This window comes from Desulfomonilaceae bacterium, from assembly GCA_041662605.1.
Classification (GTDB): Bacteria; Desulfobacterota; Desulfomonilia; order Desulfomonilales; family Desulfomonilaceae; genus CAJBEZ01.
Window position 1 is genome coordinate 13,619 of record JBAZSD010000010.1, and the last position, 20,736, is coordinate 34,354.

19 protein-coding genes are annotated in these 20,736 nt (G+C 47.6%); 12 read left to right on the top strand and 7 right to left on the bottom strand.

Annotated elements, in window-relative coordinates:
- Positions 1 to 4 precede the first annotated feature (4 nt).
- Positions 5 to 673: a 3'-5' exonuclease gene (locus tag WC647_09710; protein ID MFA6222579.1), complete on the top strand. Its 669-nt coding sequence runs from the start codon at positions 5 to 7 to the stop codon at positions 671 to 673.
- A gap of 146 nt (positions 674 to 819) precedes the next feature.
- On the top strand, positions 820 to 1,029 hold the full coding sequence (locus WC647_09715; protein ID MFA6222580.1) for a hypothetical protein: 210 nt from the start codon (positions 820 to 822) through the stop codon (positions 1,027 to 1,029).
- A gap of 125 nt (positions 1,030 to 1,154) precedes the next feature.
- Here the strand turns inward: WC647_09715 and WC647_09720 are convergent, their stop codons facing one another.
- Entirely contained in the window at positions 1,155 to 2,807 is a 1,653-nt protein-coding gene (locus tag WC647_09720; protein MFA6222581.1) for a sodium:solute symporter family protein, read from the bottom strand.
- Positions 2,808 to 2,861: 54 nt separating this feature from the next.
- Complete coding sequence (locus WC647_09725) at positions 2,862 to 3,029, bottom strand: hypothetical protein (protein MFA6222582.1); 168 nt, start codon at positions 3,027 to 3,029, stop codon at positions 2,862 to 2,864.
- A gap of 652 nt (positions 3,030 to 3,681) precedes the next feature.
- On the opposite strand from WC647_09725, the gene WC647_09730 reads away from it, so the two are divergent.
- Positions 3,682 to 4,524, top strand: coding sequence for a cupin domain-containing protein (locus WC647_09730; protein MFA6222583.1), 843 nt, complete (start codon positions 3,682 to 3,684; stop codon positions 4,522 to 4,524).
- Between the two features lie 72 nt (positions 4,525 to 4,596).
- On the opposite strand, the gene WC647_09735 is transcribed toward WC647_09730, so the two are convergent.
- Positions 4,597 to 5,307, bottom strand: coding sequence for a hypothetical protein (locus tag WC647_09735; protein MFA6222584.1), 711 nt, complete (start codon positions 5,305 to 5,307; stop codon positions 4,597 to 4,599).
- Positions 5,308 to 5,774: 467 nt separating this feature from the next.
- Between WC647_09735 and WC647_09740 the strand changes: the two genes are divergently transcribed.
- Positions 5,775 to 6,731 carry an alcohol dehydrogenase catalytic domain-containing protein gene (locus WC647_09740; protein MFA6222585.1) on the top strand — a complete coding sequence of 319 codons (957 nt, stop codon included), beginning with the start codon at positions 5,775 to 5,777 and terminating at the stop codon, positions 6,729 to 6,731.
- On the opposite strand, the gene WC647_09745 is transcribed toward WC647_09740, so the two are convergent.
- Positions 6,717 to 9,383: a DUF3458 domain-containing protein gene (locus WC647_09745; GenBank protein MFA6222586.1), complete on the bottom strand. Its 2,667-nt coding sequence runs from the start codon at positions 9,381 to 9,383 to the stop codon at positions 6,717 to 6,719. The two genes, WC647_09740 and WC647_09745, sit on opposite strands and share 15 nt — an antisense overlap.
- A gap of 297 nt (positions 9,384 to 9,680) precedes the next feature.
- Here WC647_09745 and WC647_09750 point away from each other — a divergent pair, with 297 nt between their 5' ends.
- The 8 genes from WC647_09750 to WC647_09785 all read left to right on the top strand — a co-directional run bounded on the left by WC647_09750 (position 9,681) and on the right by WC647_09785 (position 16,344).
- On the top strand, positions 9,681 to 10,133 hold the full coding sequence (locus WC647_09750) for a tetratricopeptide repeat protein (protein MFA6222587.1): 453 nt from the start codon (positions 9,681 to 9,683) through the stop codon (positions 10,131 to 10,133).
- Between the two features lie 157 nt (positions 10,134 to 10,290).
- Complete coding sequence (locus WC647_09755) at positions 10,291 to 11,595, top strand: helix-turn-helix domain-containing protein (GenBank protein MFA6222588.1); 1,305 nt, start codon at positions 10,291 to 10,293, stop codon at positions 11,593 to 11,595.
- Positions 11,596 to 11,821: 226 nt separating this feature from the next.
- A complete protein-coding gene (locus tag WC647_09760; GenBank protein MFA6222589.1) occupies positions 11,822 to 12,934 on the top strand; it encodes a DegT/DnrJ/EryC1/StrS family aminotransferase in 1,113 nt (370 codons plus the stop codon).
- Between the two features lie 69 nt (positions 12,935 to 13,003).
- Positions 13,004 to 13,717 (top strand): glycosyltransferase, encoded by a 714-nt coding sequence (locus WC647_09765; protein ID MFA6222590.1) that lies wholly within the window; start codon positions 13,004 to 13,006, stop codon positions 13,715 to 13,717.
- Positions 13,717 to 14,085 carry a hypothetical protein gene (locus WC647_09770; protein MFA6222591.1) on the top strand — a complete coding sequence of 123 codons (369 nt, stop codon included), beginning with the start codon at positions 13,717 to 13,719 and terminating at the stop codon, positions 14,083 to 14,085. The genes WC647_09765 and WC647_09770 overlap by 1 nt, the downstream gene beginning before the upstream one ends.
- 20 nt (positions 14,086 to 14,105) lie before the next feature.
- Entirely contained in the window at positions 14,106 to 14,858 is a 753-nt protein-coding gene (locus WC647_09775; protein ID MFA6222592.1) for a class I SAM-dependent methyltransferase, read from the top strand.
- Between the two features lie 2 nt (positions 14,859 to 14,860).
- The gene (locus WC647_09780) at positions 14,861 to 15,514 is read left to right on the top strand and encodes a methyltransferase domain-containing protein (GenBank protein MFA6222593.1); all 654 of its coding nucleotides are present in this window, start codon (positions 14,861 to 14,863) and stop codon (positions 15,512 to 15,514) included.
- Positions 15,508 to 16,344: a ribonuclease H-like domain-containing protein gene (locus WC647_09785; GenBank protein ID MFA6222594.1), complete on the top strand. Its 837-nt coding sequence runs from the start codon at positions 15,508 to 15,510 to the stop codon at positions 16,342 to 16,344. Before WC647_09780 ends, WC647_09785 begins: the two co-directional genes overlap by 7 nt.
- Positions 16,345 to 16,415: 71 nt before the next feature.
- On the opposite strand, the gene WC647_09790 is transcribed toward WC647_09785, so the two are convergent.
- The 3 genes from WC647_09790 to WC647_09800 are packed head-to-tail and all read right to left on the bottom strand — an operon-like array spanning position 16,416 to position 20,668.
- A complete protein-coding gene (locus WC647_09790; protein ID MFA6222595.1) occupies positions 16,416 to 17,954 on the bottom strand; it encodes an NAD(P)/FAD-dependent oxidoreductase in 1,539 nt (512 codons plus the stop codon).
- Between the two features lie 58 nt (positions 17,955 to 18,012).
- Entirely contained in the window at positions 18,013 to 20,475 is a 2,463-nt protein-coding gene (locus tag WC647_09795) for a heavy metal translocating P-type ATPase (GenBank protein ID MFA6222596.1), read from the bottom strand.
- Entirely contained in the window at positions 20,468 to 20,668 is a 201-nt protein-coding gene (locus tag WC647_09800; protein ID MFA6222597.1) for a heavy metal-associated domain-containing protein, read from the bottom strand. The genes WC647_09795 and WC647_09800 overlap by 8 nt, the downstream gene beginning before the upstream one ends.
- Positions 20,669 to 20,736: the final 68 nt, after the last annotated feature.

Below are 20,736 nucleotides of genomic sequence, written 5' to 3' on the forward strand. Positions count from 1 at the left end.
TCAATTGAAGGATTGTGACCGCCCGCTTGAAAAATCGAGGTTAATCGTATTCGACACCGAACTCACCGGGCTCAACCCGAGGAGAGACGAGATAGTCTCCATCGGCGCTATCATGGTAGAAAACCTTCGTATCATTCCGGATCAAAGCTTCTATTCCATTATCCGGCCGGAGGGAATTGGGAAGGCTTCCACAGCGACTTTCATCCACCGGATAACCCCGGAAAACCTCACTGACGCCCCACCCCTCAAGGATGTTCTGAACAAATTCCTGAAGTTCTGCGGGAATTCAATTTTGGTAGGACATCAACTTCAGATTGACAGACCATTTATTCTCAGGGCCTGTAAACAGGTGGCCGGATATCCTATGACAAACGCCTTTGTAGATACGATCCAATTAGCCAGACTCTGCCGAACGAAGCTCTTTCAGAGCGAGTCAAATATGCCACATAAAGATACGTCGTACAACCTGGGTTTTCTGGCGCGACGCCTCGGACTACCTTTGTTCCGTAGTCATGACGCCCTGGGGGACGCTCTACAGACTTCCTATCTTCTATTGAAACTACTTTGCCTCTTGAAAACTGAGGGTATTTCAACATGTAGAGAGCTGTGTGTGCTGGGCAGCCCGACGTGGTTCCAATCGTGCCGTTACAGATGGGGAATGAAAAGTGACTGACTGTAATGTTTAGTGAACTCCCCTGGCCTCATGATTTCGTTATACCGAATTAATTAAGGCTTCTACTCAAAGAATTGTTGACTGTATAAGCCGTTGGGTTCCATAATGGCTCGCACACAAATTCAGTATCTTGAAGGGACCTCACGATGAACCCACTCTTGAAGCTTTTACTTGTCGGTATTTGCGCAATCTCGCCGCTTCTTTTCGCGTGCCAGGATAAAAACGAATCTACCCCGCCGGCGACCAAGCCCGCGGTAGAACAAAAGGCCCCCAAAGCGAGCGCTCCTGAACAACTGCAAGGAATTGATAAAAAGGACCAGGAAGAGATCAATAAAATTCAGGATATGATCAAGTAGTTTCTCCGATTCAACAGCTTAACAGGATCGTCTCCCAAAGAGAGACGCATTTCTGTGACACCACACTTATCGCCACAAAAAAAGGCGCCTCAATTTAGGCGCCTTTTTCAATGAAATTAACTCTGTTACTTCTTGAAGTTTATCCAACAGCGGTCAACATAAGCCTTGTCCATCTTGGGGGACATGAGGCTTACAAGCACTGCGATAATGAGCGCCAAGGGCATGGCGATGACGTTTTGATCAACAAACTGCATTTTCCATGGCCAGCTCATTGGAGGGAATGTAGACACAATGGTATCAACACCAAAAAGGGCTTTGGTCAGGCCGATAGCGACAGATTCCTTCTGGTGAATGAACAGGGCGTATAAGGAACTGATCAAAAAACCGCCAACCATGCTACAGACCGCGCCTGTTCTGGTCATTCCTCTCCAGTAAAGCCCCAGGATCAAAACAGGCAGGAATGATGATGAACAGAGCCCGAAGAAAAATGCGGTGGCTATGGCGATGATGCTTCCAGGAAGGACGAGTCCCCACAGCAGGGTGAGCACGATGGTTAGGGCGACGCCGATACGAGTAACCATCATTGTGTCGCCTCTGCCGAGAAGATATTTTTCATAAAAGTCTCGACCGAATGATGTGCCACCAGCGTGATACTGGGCGCTCAATGTTGACATTGCCGCGGCGAACATACCGAGGACGAACAGCGTGCTGAACCAGGACGGCCACATCTTTTCAATATACATTGGAATGATCTTGTCTATATTGCCGCCCGCCACTGCCACCGAAATCGCGGGGACAGCCTTGGTCACTCCATCCACGACTTTTTCAAGCACAGGGTGTTGCCAGAAAACCACGTTGGTCAGGGCCCCAACTACAAAGGCCACACCAGTCATGCAAAGGATGAAGATACCGCCGAAACTGACAGCTTTTTTTAACTGCTGTTCAGACTTAATGGTCATGAAACGAACGGATAGCTGGGGTTGCGCCAACACTCCAATTCCAACGCCAAGCACGATGGTGGTGTAAATCGTGAGCCAGATCGGGCTGAATGGAACCGCCCCCTGAGTCCAGCCGATCATACCAGCTTTTTTCAGACTTTCCGGGTACTGGGACACAAGGTCGGTAAGGGCAGTGTGGGCAGGTATTATCCCTCCCAACATCCAGTAAGTCCCAACCAGGAATATCGCCATAACGACGAACATCAGTGTTCCCTGGAACGCGTCAGTGTACATGACGGCCTTAAGCCCGCCTGTCATCACGTACATTGCAATGATGAAAGAACACCCGATCAAAGCGGCGTTATAATTCACTCCCAAATATACTTCCAGGAGACGCGCAAGACCAATCAAGACAGCGCCCGCGTAAACAGGCAGGAAAAGAAAAATGATAAGCCCTGCAAATCCCTGCAAGAACGGTGAGCGATAACGTCGTCCAATCAGCTCGGGGAAGGTGTGAGCGTCAAGAGCCAGTCCCATACGACGCACCCTGGTGCCAAAAACAACGAACGCTATGAAAATTCCGACAAAAATATTTAGAAAAGTTAACCAGAGAAGTGAGAAACCGAAAAGGGCCGCCGCCCCTCCGAAACCGATGATTGCCGATGTGCTGATAAAAGTCGCGCCGTAGGACATGGCCATAACGAATGATCCCATGCCTCTACCGGCGAGCAAATAATCTTTCGCGACCTTGGTTTCCTTCCAGCCCCTATATCCGAGATAAAGAGTGATCAGCACGTAAATAATGGTCAACACTATCTTCAACAAAAGTCCTTCAGCCATGATACCTCCCTATTTGTGCGCTCTTTGATTGCTCGAAAGATGTTTCTAACATCCTTAGTGAAGTTCCCTCTCTTCCTTCTCCCAATCGGTTGCGCCTCGGACATCATCCGGTCGGTCCTCGGTCTTCCAGAAGAAAAGACCGTAAACAAGACACCACAGCCCTGCTGCGATACAAAGCACGTAGACCAGGGCCATTTCAAAACTGCCCATGCCTAGCCACATGATTACACCTCCTAAATAGAACATTTCCCAGCCCGTTATAAACCTTACGATTCTTTCGGGCGTAGTTCCTAACCAGACCAAGGAAACCCAGTGACCAAAAAGATTTGTAGCAATTAATACAAGTTTATAGGGCCTCTTTTCATTCGCTACACATTGCGTATGTGAAACGAGGCGTCCGGTAGGTTAACAATTAACTAGATAAAATTGATATTGACCCGAACAAAATATTTGCAATCATGCGCTCGGCTAACTGACTTTGAAATGATATCGTGAATCTGATTGAGTAACCATTATAATGAACAACCCTTCGTATCGCAATACTAAAAAACTAACCTTTTTGTCAAACAAACTCTTCATTCGAGACTAAATTTCATATTTGAAGCATTCCGAGTAAATATATAGGGAATTATGACTAGTTCTCTATTGTGAACTGCGCGCAAAGCCCATTTTTCTCATCTCAGGCATAAGATCTCGACAATTAATGATTTTTGTAGAACCTTGTGCTAGTATAGTTGTTCCCGATGAGCGCTCTTATGATTTTCGTATTTTATGGGGTAATGGACTGGATGACCACGGTTTCCCCAAGCAACACTCATCGAAACTAATCTCGAACAAATCGGCCATCCATATCACTGTAAGGAGCATTCCATCCATGAGACTAGCTCTTGCATACAGGGTTGACGAAAACTACGCTCCGGGAAACACCGAATCTCAAAGGACTTTTTTTGAGAGGCTCGGCGCCGCGCTTGAAAAAAGACAACATTCGGTAGAAATATACGCTTTGCAAACTGGATCATCTGTTATCGGGCCCGCTTCGGCACAGCCTGGCTCTCTAGTCTCCATTGCGGAGGTTGGAGAACTGGCGAATTTGTTCCGGAAAGCTAATGATTACGATCTGCTCCACATTCATGGATCAATGTCCGCTGGTTTTTTTTCGGGGCTAACCGACACTCCGGTGCTGTTGAGCCTTGCCCCCAGCTCAAGCGTTGATCCGCTTTCACTCCTGGATAATTGCGGAGAGCGGACATATCTCATCTGGACGGAGAACAGCGACGCCCCCGATCATCCCAGGTTTCTCGGTGTTGTCCGATACGGTAGTGAGAGCATTGCTGAGGACTATCTGAATGTCTACAAAAAAATCCTGGCGATGTACCATCGAGAGGATCATCGGCCGTGGGGATATTATCAAGTCCTGTCGGACCTGGAGAATCACAAGGTTAAGCGAATAGTGGTTTACCCTGGGAAAAGACTGAGTCTGCAACGCCACGGAAAAAGATCCGAACATTGGGTCATGATTAGTGGAGGCGGTCTGGTAACTCTTGACGACCAAGAGATATTAGTGGAGCTAGGTCAGTCTGTTGATATACCAGTAGGGGTAAAGCACAGGATTCTTAACCCTGGTCCCGATCTGGCAGTATTTGTAGAAATACAGATGGGCGCTTATTTTGGTGAAGATGACATCGAGAGATTTGAAGATGATTTTGGTAGGGTCTAGCCGTTCCGGTAAATCCTGATCATTTTCCGAAACGGCTCCAGTATATGTGTGTAAATAACCTAATTTACCAGGTCAAATTGCCTTTGGCAGGATAGAGACAAGATGTTCCGCCATGGTTTGTACATGTCTGAGCAAAGACTGAATAGATTCCAACATATCAAGATATAATGAAGATGAACGGGGAGAGGCGCTCCCATCAAGAAGCCTGTCAACATGGGCTACCTCCAGATCCTGCCCCAATTGATCCAGCCTTTTGGCCTCATAAATGATGTGGCTGAGAAGAAAACTGTTCGGCGCCACTATTGAGTCGCGGAGATTCCTGAGCAGTTCCATTACAGAACTCAGCAAGTCGTCTATCTCGAAGAGGGCTTTTTCGCTGAAAGGAACGCTATCCCTGCTTTTAATTTTGCAACAATTGAGAACGCTTTCCAGAAAATCGCCAATTCTCTCCAAATGCGTTGGAAAAAGCATTATCGCTCGACATACATCTTTGGGTTCGGTTAGTGAGCAAGCGAGATTGCTTGTCAATATCTTTTCCTGCAGATGAACATCACCGGCCAGATTTTCGCACGCCGATATTTCCTCAGGACAATCACTTATAAACGCAAGCCTGCTCAATCTTGTCATTTCCACAAGCTTGCTCAGCATCACCAAAAGACCTTCTTCGATGGTAAGGCTTTCCGAAACCGGGTGCTGATGCAGATCTTCGATTTTCAGCGCCTCAGCGTCGAGTTTGGGGCTCATCATCCGTACAGGGTTAAAGAAAACACGTTTATCTTTCATTAGAGCGGACCTCCTCAGAGTAAACGGCTATATGTGAATTGCGGAAATTTGTAGACGTAATGTATTTGTAACAAAAAAAAAGTTGGAAAACAAGTTTCTTAAGGGGTCTAAAAAATGTGTAGGGACGCTGAGGGAGCGTCCCTACTTTGACGATGCGTCTGGCTTGGATAACGCACCGGGGGAACGTGATCAGTCTGATCTTCTGAGGTGAGATCACGGTTGAATTCCTCGAAAAGCAACATCTGTGCCACCCCAAACCGATTGGCGCCTTCTCGTTGAAAACCCCACCGAATAAGGACCTTCGGTTATTCCTTGAGGGTAGTGGATCCCAAACATTATAGATAGAGATGTCAATTTTTTTTACAAGCTGTAAATAGACTGTTATCGTATAGACACTGTAAGTGGAAAAAATTGGAATGTTCGTATAATTTTCCAAAAGCCACCCTCACAGATAAAGAAGGCGTGCAATGAAAGCCCTGTTCTTTAATGGATCGAATCTAGAGTTGACGGAAAGACCTACTCCTGACATCCGAAGCGGCGAGTCACTGGTCCGGGTCCTGGTGGCCGGGATTTGTCGAACCGACATTGAGATAATGAAGGGGTACATGAATTTCGCCGGGATACTGGGTCACGAATTTGTCGGAGAAATCGTGAAATCGGATGATTCATCCATGATTGGAAAGCGAGTAGTAGGAGAAATTAACGCCGGCTGCGGGAAATGTGATTTCTGCCGGAAGGGTCTCGAAAGACATTGCGCCGATCGGACGACGCTTGGCATTGCTGGTCGTGATGGAGCCTTCGCCGAATATCTAACGTTACCTACGTCGAATCTGGTTGAAGTTCCTGATTCGGTGTCTAACGAAAAAGCTGTATTTGTAGAGCCCTTGGCGGCTGCCGTTGAGATCCTTGAGCAAATCCACCTGGCCCCAGCCTCTCGGGTTCTGATCATAGGCGATGGCCGGTTATCTGCTCTGACCTTCCTGGTTCTGCGTCTTACAGGATCTGAGTTGACCGTGCTGTCAAAGCATCATGAAAAGAAAAAATTCTTCGACAGTATGGGGGCCAGGGTAATGTCGGTCGAAGAGACACAAAACAAAAAACGGGAGTTTGATTTTGTCGTAGAAGCCTCGGGTAGTCCCTCCGGGTGGATCACTGCGACGGAACTGGTCAAACCCAGAGGAACCATAGTTCTCAAAAGCACTTACCACGGGAAGGCTCAATTCGATTCGTCAATCCTTGTTATTAATGAAATCTCGGTCGTGGGTTCACGCTGCGGCCAGTTTAAACCTGCCTTGAGAATTCTTAATATGGGCTTGGCGGACCCTTCTTCCCTGATCTCCGGCTCATTCACCCTTGACAATTATCGAAGAGCTTTTGAACAGGCGGATTCGAAAGAGGCCTTCAAAACGCTAATCACCATGTAGGGGCAAATATGAGTGAGCCTGCCTGTTTACTGTGGGGCTGATGTTTTCAGAAACCTTGTCGATTATATCGAGTAGCGCCTTTTCTACTTGCGGCTTCAGATTTTGTCTCATCCTGTCGCAATCCTGGAATACGTTCAGGAGCCTGGAAGCCACATAGGTGTTGATAGGGGCCAGTTCAATGATGGTTCCCGCTGCCCAGTCCACGCCTGCGTCCGTCCAGATCTTTTTTGTATTCGCTGTCATCGTCAGGAATAGAGCCCTTGCCCAGGTAGGATTGGTAATGTCGAATGACGCCCGGTTTCGTTCGTTTTCTATCATCTGGAAAACATCGTCTCCCCAACCGGCTGCCACAATCCTGAGATAATTGGCGTATGCGCTCACATGTCCTCGCCAATTCATATAAACCTGTTCGAGGATATCCAGTCGCTCAGGCATTGAGGAACGATTGACCGCCAGTAGCGCCCCCATTCTGTCAGTCGCTGACGTAGCCCTGCGATAGTGGTTCCTTATGACATCATGACTTTCTGAGGAATCGTCCACGACTATCTGTTCCAGAAGAGTCTGTTTCAGAATCCTGTCTTCAATTCCGTCTCTCGGGGAAGATTGTTCCCTGTAAGTGTCAAGAGCGTCGAACTGTTTTACGAGTTCCCCCCTGAACGCATTATTGACAGTCCCAATAAGTCTTTCCCTGGTTTCTATCAATTCCCTGTGCCAGCTTGAGTAATCTCTGTCCATGGGCTGTTCATCGATTCTGAGGAAAAAGGCCTTTGTGGAAGTGGCCATGCTATTGTCAGAAAGAAGCTCCCCAAAAATGTCCAGCCAGATGGTGTCAATTTCTGATTTCGGGTCATTCAGAAGTCTGACTCTCTGTATATCTGTAAACCTTCTAAACGCTTCTATCCTGTTAAAGAGATTATCGTCCAGTCGGGTCTGTAATATTAAGGATTCGGGGGTTTCGTCCATTACGCGACAAACCCCATAAAAAGAATAGTCCCTGTTTACAGACGCAAAGGCCGGTTCGTTTTTAATGTCCTCAAAGGCTAGTTCAGATCTGTCATTACGGAACTCAAAGATTCTCTCCGTCCCCGGGATGGAGCGTCCTTCATTGTCGACCAGGGCAACCTGCACCGGCATGTGGAAAGGCTCGTTTGCAGCGTCATCCTTCTCTTGAGAAAAAATCATCGAATAGCGCTTGTTTTCAGAATCATAACAATTCTTGACCGTTACCTTGGGATATCCGATACGGTGCAACCAGCATCTCTTGAATTGGCCCAGGTCCCTTCCTGAAACCTTTTCAAAACACTCAAAGAACTGATCAGTATTTGCGTTGGAATTCCTGTACCTCGTGAAATATAGCTCCTTGGACTCCTGAAAAGTTCCTTTCCCCAAAATCAGCCTGAGCATGCGGATTACTTCAGCGGCCTTGACATAAGTCACACTGTCGATAAGTTCATCAGGGTCGTTAAATCCTTCCCTCACTATTATCCCCGCCTTGCCGGTGTCTTCGATAGCAAGAGGCCCCAAGAGGGGATTTCTAATAGAATCCACCTGGTTCAAACGGATAAAAGTGGGGTCAAAGATGTCTTCGAGGAAGCGTCTTTCGACATCCACCGTATAGGCTTCGTTCAACCACACGTCAAAAGGAGTCTCCATAGTCGTTTCGCTGCCACACTGGTTATGCTCGTATTCGTGAACAATAACCGCATGCGCATATAGCAAAGAGGTGTCGAGGGTATGTTCGTCGATGAGAGCGGCGTCCGTGACAATAGTGGTGTTTCCCACATTTTCCATTCCTCCGAAATTTGACTTTGTCATGCAAATGGTTCTGTAAACATCCGACGTATACTCATAGTTCTGGGTTTGAGCGACCCACAGGACTGATTGCTTGAGTATTCGCATCGGAATCGTTGCGCCCTGAGTTCGGCCTGGTGGTGTCAGATACTCCAGTCGAGCCTTTTTACCTGAATTGAACGTCACATGATCGACCAGTTCATCCCATGTTCCGGCGCAAACGATAAAGAGATATGGCGCCATAGGAATGTCGTTTTGGTATGTAATGATTTTTCGAGCAGGCTCCCCGGGTTTCAGAATTGGGCGCCCGTCAGGATTGGTTTTCCGATCTATGGTTCCATTGGATATAAGGTGTGTATAGCGTGAATCAGCCTCAATGGTAGTCCTCATTGAGCACTTGGCTCTGCAATCGTCGAAAACTGGCGCGATCCGCTGAAATCCCCACTGCTGGCACTGGGATATGAATTGCTGGGGGGCTCCTACCGGCGTGACGTCTCTGTAAATTCCCTCCAAAATATTGTCTGAAGGAACGCATCTTGTCACGGTTTTAAGTTTGAAAGTTTCTTCACCTCTAATAGACCCGTCAGGGATAACAATAATTTTGTTTATGTCACGATGATATTCAAACTTTGGGTTTATGTCGTGGTACCCACTAGGCGGCTTTTCCCATGAAATGTCGATTATTTCCAGATCACGAGCGTCCAGTTCTATTGTGTCAAGCTCACGAAGCGCCGAAATCCATAGGATATTGGACACCTCGACATACGCGTCGAGAAAATTGACGTAAAGATCCATATGGTTGAGCCTGAGAGGCAATGGTGGGAAGTCTTCCCGAACGTATTTGTATGGCTTTGAGGTCAAGTCGGCGTCTCCTTATCATCATGAAGTCCGTTCATATATATACGATTTAAGTGTTCCGAGGGTAAAGAGTGTCTTTTCATGAGCGAAGTTCTGTTTACCGGGCCACTTGTCATGACTATTCTGAATCTTACTATGATGTATCATTTGTAAGAATAACGCTATTGAAAAGGAGCCAGGAACATGACAGGAAAAATTGTATGGGAGACTGATCTGGAGAAAGCTCTCACCCGAGCCAAGAAAGAAAAGAAGCCGATTCTTCTTGATTTCTTCAACCCTGCCTGAATTGGCTGCAAACAGATGGATGCAGTTACGTATCCAGACCCTAAGACGGTAGATTTTGTAGACGCCCGGTTAATTCCACTCCGTATACCTTCAGATGACAAGCTCGCCGGTGAATTCAAGATAAAATGGACCCCAACATTAATAACGCTCGATGAAAACGGCGAAGAACATCATAGATCAGTTGGATTTCTTAAGCCGGAAGAGTTTCAGGCCGTATCTCTTCTAGGCATTGGAAAAGCGTATTTTGAAACTGGTGATTTTGAGGCGGCTATCCGAAACTTTAAAGAGGTTATAGAGCGACATTCTTCCAGCAAATCAGCGCCGGAAAGTGTTTACTTGATGGGGGTATCACTATATAAGAGCACCGGACAGGCTTCTCATCTCAGGGACGCTTATGAAACCCTGATCAAATCGTACCCCGGCAGCGATTGGGCAGATAGAGCTGATCCTTACAAACTGATCGGTTGAGAGCGTTAGTTAACTTTCAGCCCTCTATTGATAATCGATCTTACGCTGTTTGAAGTTGAGTTATCGCTCGCCGGAGGGATTACTTTCTTGACATGACTACCCCTTTTGAATAGCTTCAAACAGCGCATACCCAAATTTCACTTTTGAGGTGGATCGTATGTCCCTGGGCCAAAAGCAGCGTGTTGCCTCAGGCGTCAGCCAGTTGGACCGCCTCCTTGGGGGGTTGTTTATAGGAGATAATGTCGTTTGGCATGACGACGCCGGGAGCCTGGCCTCAGTTTTTTGTCTGAATTTTATTCAGGCCTCCGAATCACAGGGTAAACCGGTAATTTATGTTAGCTTCGATAGATCTCCCCGAAATCTTCTGGAAAAATTGGGGTCATTGGCTGAAAATCCGCTGTTAACCATACTTGATTGTTTCACTTGGGGAAAGGGTTCGGGGTCAGATGTTTTTCTGAGGTTTTATTATGACAGCAAGACGGATTGGCCCTGTCGTATAATTCGTGTCGATGAGCCGAGGAATCCTCAGCAGGTCATGGACACTCTTTACGGGGTTCACGCCTCTATGGAAGGCGATGTGAGGCTCGTTTTTGAAAGTATCACTGGGATGCAGGAAGTCTGGGGTGGAGAAGATAGCATCCTCAGTTTCTACACGCATTCATGCCCGAGGCTTTATGAGTTAAACACGGTGGCTTACTGGATAATGGAGAAGAACGCCCATTCTCCAAAGCTCCGCGCCCAAATCAACCAGATAGCCCAGGTAGCGATAGAGTTATCAATTAAGCGCGGAGCCACCTCTCTGACCATGCTCAAGGCGGAGGAGCGAAGTTTCGAAAACCTGCATAGACCTTACACCTATTGGACCAAAGATTTAAACGTAAGGTTCGAAGAGGAACGCAGGACTTCAGGCCGAATAGAATTGGGGCTCAGACTGAAAGATGTGAGAACCAAGAGGGGGCTATCCCAGACAGAATTGTCAAAACTTGTCGGAGTTACTCCGAGCACTATTTCTCAAGTGGAAAGCAATCTTATTTATCCTTCCTTACCAGCGCTATTAAAAATGGCGGAAGTCCTTTCAGTGGATGTCAGTTATTTTTTTCAGGATCGTGTGGACGTGGCTAGGAGAATCGTGTTCTCGTCTTCGGAAGCCCTGGAAATAAAGCTTCCTGACATGCCGGATGGGCTTGTGGAGGCAAAGCTCCTAACGCCAATTGATTTTGATGGTCAGGCCGAACCTTACATGATCGAAATTTCTCCTGAAGCAAAACTGACATGCCACTTTTTCATCCATAAAGGTGAAGAAGTCGGGTACTTGCTTTCAGGTCGTTTGCAAATGGTGGTCGAGAAAGCGGTGTACAAACTCAGGTCTGGTGACGTCATATATCTTACTTCGGAAATGCCCAACCAATGGATTAATCCCGGCCCGGGAGTAGCCAAACTCATCTGGTTAAAATTAAAATAAGAAATATCTGGAAAACTTCATCACACTATGAAACATATTTTCGGCTACCTGGTCGATGATTCTAAACGCTCTGGCGCCAGATAATCTTTTAATATTTTAAAGGATTTTCTTGACCTTGAGTGTTTAATAGGTTATTGCATAAAAGTTTAGGCTGTGATCTGTCATTAAGAATATTGCGGTCTACTTTGATCCGTTGGAACGATATTTTTTTGGAGAACCTCGAAAGATGATACCTGTATGCGAACCAGCGCTTGACGGTCGTGAACGGCAATACGTGAGCGACTGCCTGGAAACAACATGGATTTCCTCGGCCGGAAAATACATAAACATGTTCGAAGAAAAATTCGCTGAATATTGCGGCGCTCGCCACGGTGTCGCCTGCAGCAGCGGCACAACAGCGATTCATTTGGCCATGGAGGCCCTTGGAATAGGTCACGGAGATGAGGTTATAATACCCGATTTTACTCTCATCGTATCAGCGAATATGGTCATCTTGCCTGGGGCCAGGCCGGTATTGGTTGATGTGGACAGGAGAACCTGGTGTATTGATCCAAGACTTATTGAGGAAAAGATAACCCCTCGCACCAAGGCTATCATGGCAGTCCACATGTACGGCCATCCATGCGACATGGACGCTATCATGAAAATAGCCAGGAAACGAAATCTGTTTGTCATAGAAGACTGCGCAGAGGCCCACGGGGCTGAGGTTAATGGCGCAAAAGTCGGCGCCATCGGTGATGTTTCCTGTTTCAGCTTCTATGGCAACAAAATACTCACCACCGGTGAAGGCGGTATGGTCGTCTGTAACGATGATGATATTGCCAAGCGTCTAAGACTTCTCTGCAACCAGGGTTTCCAGGAGCCACGATTCGTTCACAACGTTATGGGGTTCAATTACCGCCTGACCAATGTACAAGCGGCAATCGGCTTGGCTCAAACCGAGATGGTCGAACAGAAAGTCGAAAAGAAGCGTTGGATCGGCGCTCGTTACAATGAACTTTTGTCTGGGTGGCCGCATCTGACATTACCCGTCGAAGAGCCCTGGGCGAAAAATGTTTACTGGATGTACGGCGTGGTCATAAACGACAGCTTCGGACTGTCCAAAGAACAGTTGATGGCCAGGTTACGGGAAAAAGGTGTAGATACAAGGGCGTTTTTCTGTCCGATGTCTTTGCAACCGGTATTCAAAGGTTCCGATCATCGATTCCCGGATATAACCGGAAACTATCCCGTGTCGGTCGACCTTTGGAATCGGGGGCTTTATTTGCCTTCCGGGTTGCCGTTGACAGAAGAGCAGATTCAAACTGTCGTGGAAAAAGTTAAAGAGTGTAAACCCTGACCGAATTGTGGTAAAAATTAAATCACAAAGGCGTCGATCAAATCGACGCTCTTTTTTTGGAGGTGAATAGTGGAAAGAGATCCTCGGGTCTCAATTGTCCTGGCGACGTACAACGAGAGAGAAAATATTCTCGACACGATATCCAGCATTTTCGAACACGTTAAAGATTCGGTTGAAGTTATAGTGGTGGATGATGATTCCTCGGACATGACCTGGAAGCTCGTTGAGGAGCACAATGACCCCCGCGTGAAACTTATTCGTCGTGTGGAAACGCGTGGTCTGGCCTCCGCCTTTAACAGAGGCATAATAGAGTCAAGAGGAGAAATTGTCGGATGGATGGACGCCGACATGTGTATGCCCCCATCCCTTCTGCCTGAAATGATTAAGAAGCTTGATGAATATGACATAGTGGTTGGATCGAGGTACGCCCCCGGAGGCATTGACGACCGAGCGCTTCTGCGGGTGGCTTCAAGTAGGCTCATCAACGGCCTTGCAACAAAGGTGCTTGGATTTGGCATCAAGGATTATGACAGCGGATTCGTGGTTCTAAAAAGATCAGTATTTGACAAGGTCTCGATAATTCCTACAGGATATGGCGCTTACTTTATGGAGTTTATCTACACCTGCCGAAAAAAAGGACTTACGGTTTATGAACTTCCGTACGTGTTCCGCGACAGGGCCAAGGGTGTTTCCAAGTCAGCGCCGAGTATACTGAAGTTTTTCAGGACCGGAATGCAATATGTTTCCCGCATCTTTACCGCTAGATTGAGGAAGATTGACTGATGGCGAGCGAAATTATAGTACCCGGGTTTGAAAGAAACGATGAGAGAGGTCTGTTTAGGGAAATTCTCAATTCAGGAGATTGGCAAGCCATGAATTGGGCTAGAATGAAACCGGGCTCGACCCTTGGAGACCACTACCACAAAAAGACTACGCTTTTCCTGTACCTGGTCACCGGCTCAGCCGGTATAAAGACTGTTCACATTGTCAACGGACAAAGGGAAGAATTTGAACTCAAAGCCGGGCAGGGAGTGTTGTTCAAGCCATTGGAATCGCATGTGATCAGGTTCCTCGAGGAATCAGAGGTCATAATGCTGAAATCATTGAAATTCGATCCGGCTGATCCTGACATTTACCATCATCCGGTTTGATAGATTGAAGATTTTATCAATTGGAACCTTACGAATATAAGACACTGTTTGATTTTGAGACATCTTACTGGTGGTTTAGGGGACTCCACGCAATCTTGCGAGAGATAATCCAAAACCTGGGGCTTCCGACTGACGCCGAGATTCTCGACGCGGGTTGCGGGACAGGTCAGAACCTTGTCAGTTTGAGCGAAACCGGCGCCTGTGAACCCTATGGGTTTGATATTTCCCTGCATGCGGCTTCTTTCTGGCCCAAACGGAACCTGCGTCGGACGTGCGTTTCCTCGATCAATCAAATTCCTTTCAAAGACAGCAGCTTCGACGCTGTCGTATCGGTTGATGTCCTGGAGTGCGAAGCTGTCGATGAACTTCAGGCTTACTCAGAGATGTGGCGAGTACTGAGACCTGGCGGCTTTCTCCTGCTGGTTGTGCCGGCTTATCAGTGGCTTTTTTCTGAGGAGCATCACAAGGCTGTGGGCGCCACACGAAGATATTCGAAGGAGCGAGTCAAGGAGTTGTTGCGTCAAAGGCCCGTAAAATTGATTCGCATGACTCATCTATTTGCTAGTGTTTTTCCTCTTGTGGCCGCATACCGTTTGTCTCAACCATTGCTGAAACAAGAGGTTTCCAAGGCGCCTAAGTCAGAGATCAAGCCTTTGCCAAAAATGCTTAACGAGGCTCTTTTTAATATGGTCAACGCTGAGCGTTTGTTGTTGAGGAAATTTGATCTGCCATTCGGGAGTTCAATTCTTGCTGTCGCTAGGAAGGCGGATTAAAAGTGGGATACAAGGCTTGGCAATTGGGTGATCCTGGTACCGCTCTCTACGGTTTCTATGATTTTCTAAGGCGTGGGCTAAACCAGAAACTTGTGAACTATTTGCTTACTTCAGGCATACCGGCTGAACATTGCGTAGTATTGGAAGCCGGTTCCGGCCCAGCGTTCGCGACCTCTATTCTGTCCTGTGACGAACGCGTCGGATTGGCCGTAGCTGTAGATATTGATATCGAGGCATTGAAGCAGGCCAGACTTAGGGACGGTTGTCTGAATGTCGTTGTCGCTGATTTGCAAAACATGCCTTTCAAGGACGAGTGCATTGGACTCGTATGGAACAGTAGCACTCTCGAGCACCTTCCGACTCAGGACAGGGCGATATTGGAGATGACAAGAGTTACAAGAGAGGGTGGAAACGTTTTCGTAGGTGTGCCCAATCTTTATGGACCTCTTGGTTTTCAGAGGCTGCTGTCTGATTCATCAATTGGAGTGTGGATAGGAAGAGTATTCCACAAGGTCGAATTGCAGGACCTATTAAGGAAATCTCGTCTCCAGCCCAGCGATTCCATATTTTATTTCTTCCGCTTTTTTGTGGGGGTGTTGGCTTGCAAGGTTTCCTGCGCCGGTAAGTCTTCAGATTGCGATTCAGAGAAATGCTGAAGAACACTTTTTGTCACATCAACGGAATCGGAGAAAAAAGTGAAAGAAAACTTTGGGACCTTGGCATATTGCGATGGGATGACGCTGCCAATGCTGTAGGGGATTACCCGTCAATCAAAAACTTCGAAATACTGAAGGCGGCTATTGAAGAATCGCGGTTTCAACTGGAACTAAGAAATCCAAAGTATTTTGCCGCGGGCCTTAGCGCAACTGAAATCTGGAGAATATTTTCAGAATTTCGTGATTCCGTGGCTTACATCGATATTGAAACCAATGGAGCAGCCGGGGCTAAGGAGTGTATAACCACCATATCTATGTTTGATGGACTCTCCACCAAGTATTACATTCGAAATCAAAACCTCGATGATTTTAAACACGATGTGGAACACTATCGGTTGCTTGTTACATACAACGGGAAATGCTTTGATATACCGGTAATCCAGAAGCGCCTCGGCATCCGCCTGGATCAGGCCCACATCGATCTGAGATATGTGTTGAGCAGCCTTGGATACAAGGGGGGCCTAAAAGGATGTGAGAAAATGATGGGGCTGGACCGGGGAGGCCTTACTGACGTAAACGGATACTTCGCTGTCCTTTTGTGGCGAGAATACAGGAAGTGTCACAATTTACGAGCATTGGAGACCTTACTGGCTTACAATATCCTAGACGCCGCGAATCTTGAATATCTGATGGTAAGGGCTTTCAATGAAAAACTGGCGGGAACCCCTTTCTGCAACGAGCATCAATTGCCGCTTCCCAATCTAGCGCAAAACCCTTTTGAGCCTGATCTGGAAACACTTGACAGGCTCCGAAGAAAATACATCCACTGATTGGCAGCAAACGTTAACCTACAGCCGGAAAACTTCCATCGCCAAGCTATTGATGAAAAAGAGGCCGGATATTAATTCGACGGTTTCACTTTTAGGGAATCAAGTCTCGCGGCCGCTAGATAACCAGACTCGGCCGAAGCCTCAAGCGTTGGATATATCATGTAATCGCCGGCCAAAAGAAATTTGCCCTGATTTATATCGTTGAGTCTTGCCAAACGTTCATACCCGCCAGGAGGCATGATTGGATATGCTAACCTGACTCGTTTCACGTCATGTCCCTTTATCCTGGATCGACTGCCGGGAAATATTTTTTCAATCCCTTCAATTACCTTATCTATTAGCTGCTGGTCGTTAAGTTGATCAGCGCCATCGTGGTTTGCGCTATCGGGAACGTATGCGCAAAGAGCCCTTTCCTGATTTTTATTGCGCTCGGGGTCGTAGGCTCGTGGAACCCAGGAACTGTCATAGAGATCCGTAAATATGAACCCGTTTCCCACTCCGAGATTAAAAGATCGGTCAAATATGGGGCTGTCGGAAAAGAGGGTTACTGTGGTAAGCCCCGCATACTGAATGCTTCCGAGTATTTTCCTTTGTTCTTTTGTAAGGACGGGCGCCGCTATTTCCAGGGCCACAGGAGCCGGGACGGCCACGATGACGGCGTTGGCTTGCATTGTTCCCTCCCGGCCCGATTTGTCAACATATTGAATCTCATAAACCTTGTCTTTCTCTTTGATGCTGGTAACGGCGCAATCAAGCCTGGCCTTGTCTCCCAGTTTTTTGGCTATAGCTTCAGGCAACTCAGTCAAACCACTCTCGAATGTAAAGGCTCCGGATTCTTTTTCTACATCGGGAGTTTCTTCGTCATGTTCCGAGTCCTTTTCGTGGTTTTCCAAATCAGGGGATTCGAATTGAAAACCAATTTCCGGGATAAAACTCAGGGCCGAAACTCGGGCCAGGCCGGAGCCGAAAAGTCCTAGCGCCTGAGATTCATAAATTTCCATGAATATGGGAGGGAATTTCTCTTTTTCGAACCATTCTTTGGCTGAGATCCTGTCCAATTCAGCCAATTCCTCAGGTAACGCCGAATAATCGGAATCCTCATACATCTTGGAAAGCTTCCTGACAGTGGAAACAAATCGATGGTATTCTTCAGCGCTACTCCGTTGAGCGAAGAGTCCAGCCATTTCTTTCGCGCCAAAATAAACTTTCCCATCATAGTAAAATCCCTCGGAAGGCTCAGGGATTTCGAGCGGCTCAAGAGCTAACTCGTTGATCATGGTTTCGATAGGCCCCTGAGGTATGCCGATGTAAGCAGGACCTTGAGGATAGCTGAATCCTCCGAAGCTCCCTGAACTGATTCGTCCACCGAAATGGTCGCTCTTTTCAAGCAGAACAACGTCCCGATCCTTCAGGAAATAAGCTGCAGTGAGTCCCGCCATCCCGCCACCTAGAACTACAATTTCATGATGCTCCGATGCGATGGTTGCCTTTTCTGTTTCATTCGTGTTTCCTGTCAGATTTTGCCCGGCCGCTGCTGAACCTAAAAGGAAGATCATAATAACAAGGGCCAGTAACCCTTTTCGACTTATGCAAGACCGAATAATTGACATTTTTGACCCCTGACGGACAACCCTCGAATTATAATTCACGCCAAACAATTGAAGAGACTCATTGTTGGACTCTGGAAAGAGCGTTTCGCAATCGCAATGAATTGGAAACCACGGAAACAGAACTCAACGCCATAGCGGCAGCCGCCATAACCGGCGTGAGAAGAATGCCAAAAAATGGGTAAAGAACTCCCGCAGCCACCGGTATTCCCAGGCTGTTATAGAAAAAAGCCCAGAACAGGTTTTGTTTGATAATCCTCATTGTTTGCGCCGATACGGATATCGCAGCCGGAACCAGGAGCAAATCACTTGTCATAAGCGTTATGGATCCAGCTTCAACAGCGACATCAGAACCAGCTCCGACAGCTATCCCGATGTCGGCGGCGCTTAAGGCAGGGGCGTCATTGATCCCATCTCCCACCATTGCTACCACCCGTCCTTCTTGTTGCAATCGCCTGATTTCTCCAGCCTTGTCTGCTGGGAGCACCTCTGCCATCACATCATCAATATTCAGCGCTTCTCCGGTTGCTCTAGCGACAATCCGGTTGTCCCCGGTTATCATTGCGACTCTGATGTGGTTTTGTCTGAGTTTTGAAATCGCGGGAGCGGCAGAAGGTCTCAAAGTGTCCGATATCCCGAGCAGCCCTAGGGCCTTTCCATTCAGGACGACTATGACGACTGTTCTACCACGGTTCTCCTGGTCCCTCAAATGTTCAGTAATTTCAGACATATCAAACCCTTGAGATTTGAATAGCCTTGGACTACCAACAAGAGCTTGGTGGCCTTGAACTTCGCCGCTCACTCCTTGTCCAGAAAAAGAATTGAACCTTTCAACCTGGGAGGTCTTTATTCCCAGTTCCGAGGCCTTAGCGCAAATTGATTTTCCAAGCGGATGTTCCGAGAGGGATTCAAGTGACGCGGCTACCGAGAGGAGTTCATCAATTGTGGTTGAATTGAGGGGAACTATATCGACAACTTCGGGTTTTCCCGCAGTCAGTGTTCCGGTCTTGTCAAACACAACGGTGTCGACCTTGCAGACTTTCTCAAGAATCTCGCCACCCTTGATCAATATCCCTTTTTCGGCCGCGGCTCCGGTACCGACCATTACGGCTGTAGGCGTGGCCAGTCCCATTGCGCACGGGCAGGCTATGATCAGCACAGACACAAAATTGAGCATCGCTCGCGAAAAAGAGGGATCAGCCGGCAAAAAAGCCCACACCAAAAAAGTCAACACCGCTATTCCAAGAACCACAGGTGTAAAAACCGCCGCTACTCTATCAGCGATTCTCTGGATCGGAGCTTTAGATCCCTGCGCTTCTTCCACCAACCGTATAATCTGCGCGAGGGCCGTTTCAGCTCCAACTCTGGTTGCCTTAACAATCAAAGCGCCGGTTTGATTGATGGTGGCGCCGTAAACCAGAGCCCCCTCAGACTTTTCAACCGGCATGCTTTCCCCTGTGAGCATTGCTTCGTTCACGGAAGAAAAGCCAGACATAACCGAACCGTCAGTCGGGATTCGTTCCCCTGGACGCACCTGGAAAATATCATCTACACGTAACAGCTCGACCGGAATCTCAATTATTTCGTCTCCTCTAATCACGCTCGCGACGCTGGGTTTCAACTCTATGAGTTTTTTGATAGCTGAGGATGTCTTGCTTTTGGCTCTGGCTTCAAGAAATCTTCCGACTAAAATCAAAGTCACTATCATGGCTGCGCCGTCAAAGTAGACGTACGCTTCGTGGCCGCTCTGCGAAAAAAAACCGGGAAACAGGGTGACCGCAAAGGAATACAGGTAGGCTGACAAGGCCCCTAAAGCCACAAGAGTGTTCATGTCGGACGTCTTTTGTTTTGTCGCCTTCCAGGCCCCGATCAGAAAGCGGTTACCCACCCAAAAAATTACAGGCGTGGTTAAGACGAGTTGCGTGAAGTCAAGGGCTCTGGGGTCTATATGACGCAAAAACGGGAAGAGGTGGCCCATAGCGAGTACATGAACAAGAACGGAGAGTGTGGCGCCAACAACGAGCTTAATCTTGAGATCCCGCAACTCTTCAATGCGGGCCTGTTCCGCAGGGTCAACCGTGTCTTCATTTATGGCGCCCAGGAGCTTATAACCAGCGTCCTCAAGAGCCTCTCCTATGGCTCTAAGATCCAAATCAGGCGATGAATGGGACAACAGCGCTCTTGATGTGGCAAGATTCACTGCCGCCTGTTCTACGCCGGGCTGGGATTCAAGTGTTTTCTCAACTCTGCGAACACAGGCCGCGCATGTCATGCCGCCAACGGATATAATCGTTTTGCGCATACCGCCCGTGGCTTTTTCGAGCGGTTGATAGCCAAGATCAGCAATCTTCGCGGTCAATTTGGAATAATCAGTTACTGAAGGGTCAAACTGCACAGTAACTTTTTCCGTGGCAAAGTTGACTGCAGCCTCTTCAACCCCGTCCACAGAGCGCAGGCCATTTTCTACGCGTCGAACGCAGGCGGCGCAGGTCATTCCCCTTACGCCGATGGTAACTTTATCCAACTTCGTATCCGGCTTTCTGGATTTGAGTGTTTGCCTCTTTCACATCAATAGGCCCATCGTGAGTTAGAGTGACTTCCGCATTCTCGAGACTTACATTCACGTCCTTTACTCCGTCGACAGAAGCCAAAGCTTTTTTGACGGCCATCACGCAATGCTGACAGGACATTCCTTTAACTTTTAGTATAGTGTTCATCTTGTGATCTCCTTTAACGATGTGACGAAGAAAAAATATAAGTTCTGGTTATTCCTAATCAGATTCTC

Excerpts from the sequence above, each read along its gene's own strand:
- WC647_09715 (MFA6222580.1), top strand. The coding sequence starts at position 820 with ATGAACCCACTCTTGAAGCTTTTACTTGTCGGTATTTGCGCAATCTCG.
- WC647_09790 (MFA6222595.1), bottom strand. The coding sequence starts at position 17,954 with ATGTCAATTATTCGGTCTTGCATAAGTCGAAAAGGGTTACTGGCCCTT.
- WC647_09800 (MFA6222597.1), bottom strand. The coding sequence starts at position 20,668 with ATGAACACTATACTAAAAGTTAAAGGAATGTCCTGTCAGCATTGCGTG.
- WC647_09740 (MFA6222585.1), top strand. The coding sequence starts at position 5,775 with ATGAAAGCCCTGTTCTTTAATGGATCGAATCTAGAGTTGACGGAAAGA.
- WC647_09785 (MFA6222594.1), top strand. The coding sequence starts at position 15,508 with ATGCTGAAGAACACTTTTTGTCACATCAACGGAATCGGAGAAAAAAGT.
- WC647_09735 (MFA6222584.1), bottom strand. The coding sequence starts at position 5,307 with ATGAAAGATAAACGTGTTTTCTTTAACCCTGTACGGATGATGAGCCCC.
- WC647_09720 (MFA6222581.1), bottom strand. The coding sequence starts at position 2,807 with ATGGCTGAAGGACTTTTGTTGAAGATAGTGTTGACCATTATTTACGTG.
- WC647_09750 (MFA6222587.1), top strand. The coding sequence starts at position 9,681 with ATGGATGCAGTTACGTATCCAGACCCTAAGACGGTAGATTTTGTAGAC.
- WC647_09755 (MFA6222588.1), top strand. The coding sequence starts at position 10,291 with ATGTCCCTGGGCCAAAAGCAGCGTGTTGCCTCAGGCGTCAGCCAGTTG.
- WC647_09730 (MFA6222583.1), top strand. The coding sequence starts at position 3,682 with ATGAGACTAGCTCTTGCATACAGGGTTGACGAAAACTACGCTCCGGGA.
- WC647_09725 (MFA6222582.1), bottom strand. The coding sequence starts at position 3,029 with ATGTGGCTAGGCATGGGCAGTTTTGAAATGGCCCTGGTCTACGTGCTT.
- WC647_09760 (MFA6222589.1), top strand. The coding sequence starts at position 11,822 with ATGATACCTGTATGCGAACCAGCGCTTGACGGTCGTGAACGGCAATAC.
- WC647_09770 (MFA6222591.1), top strand. The coding sequence starts at position 13,717 with ATGGCGAGCGAAATTATAGTACCCGGGTTTGAAAGAAACGATGAGAGA.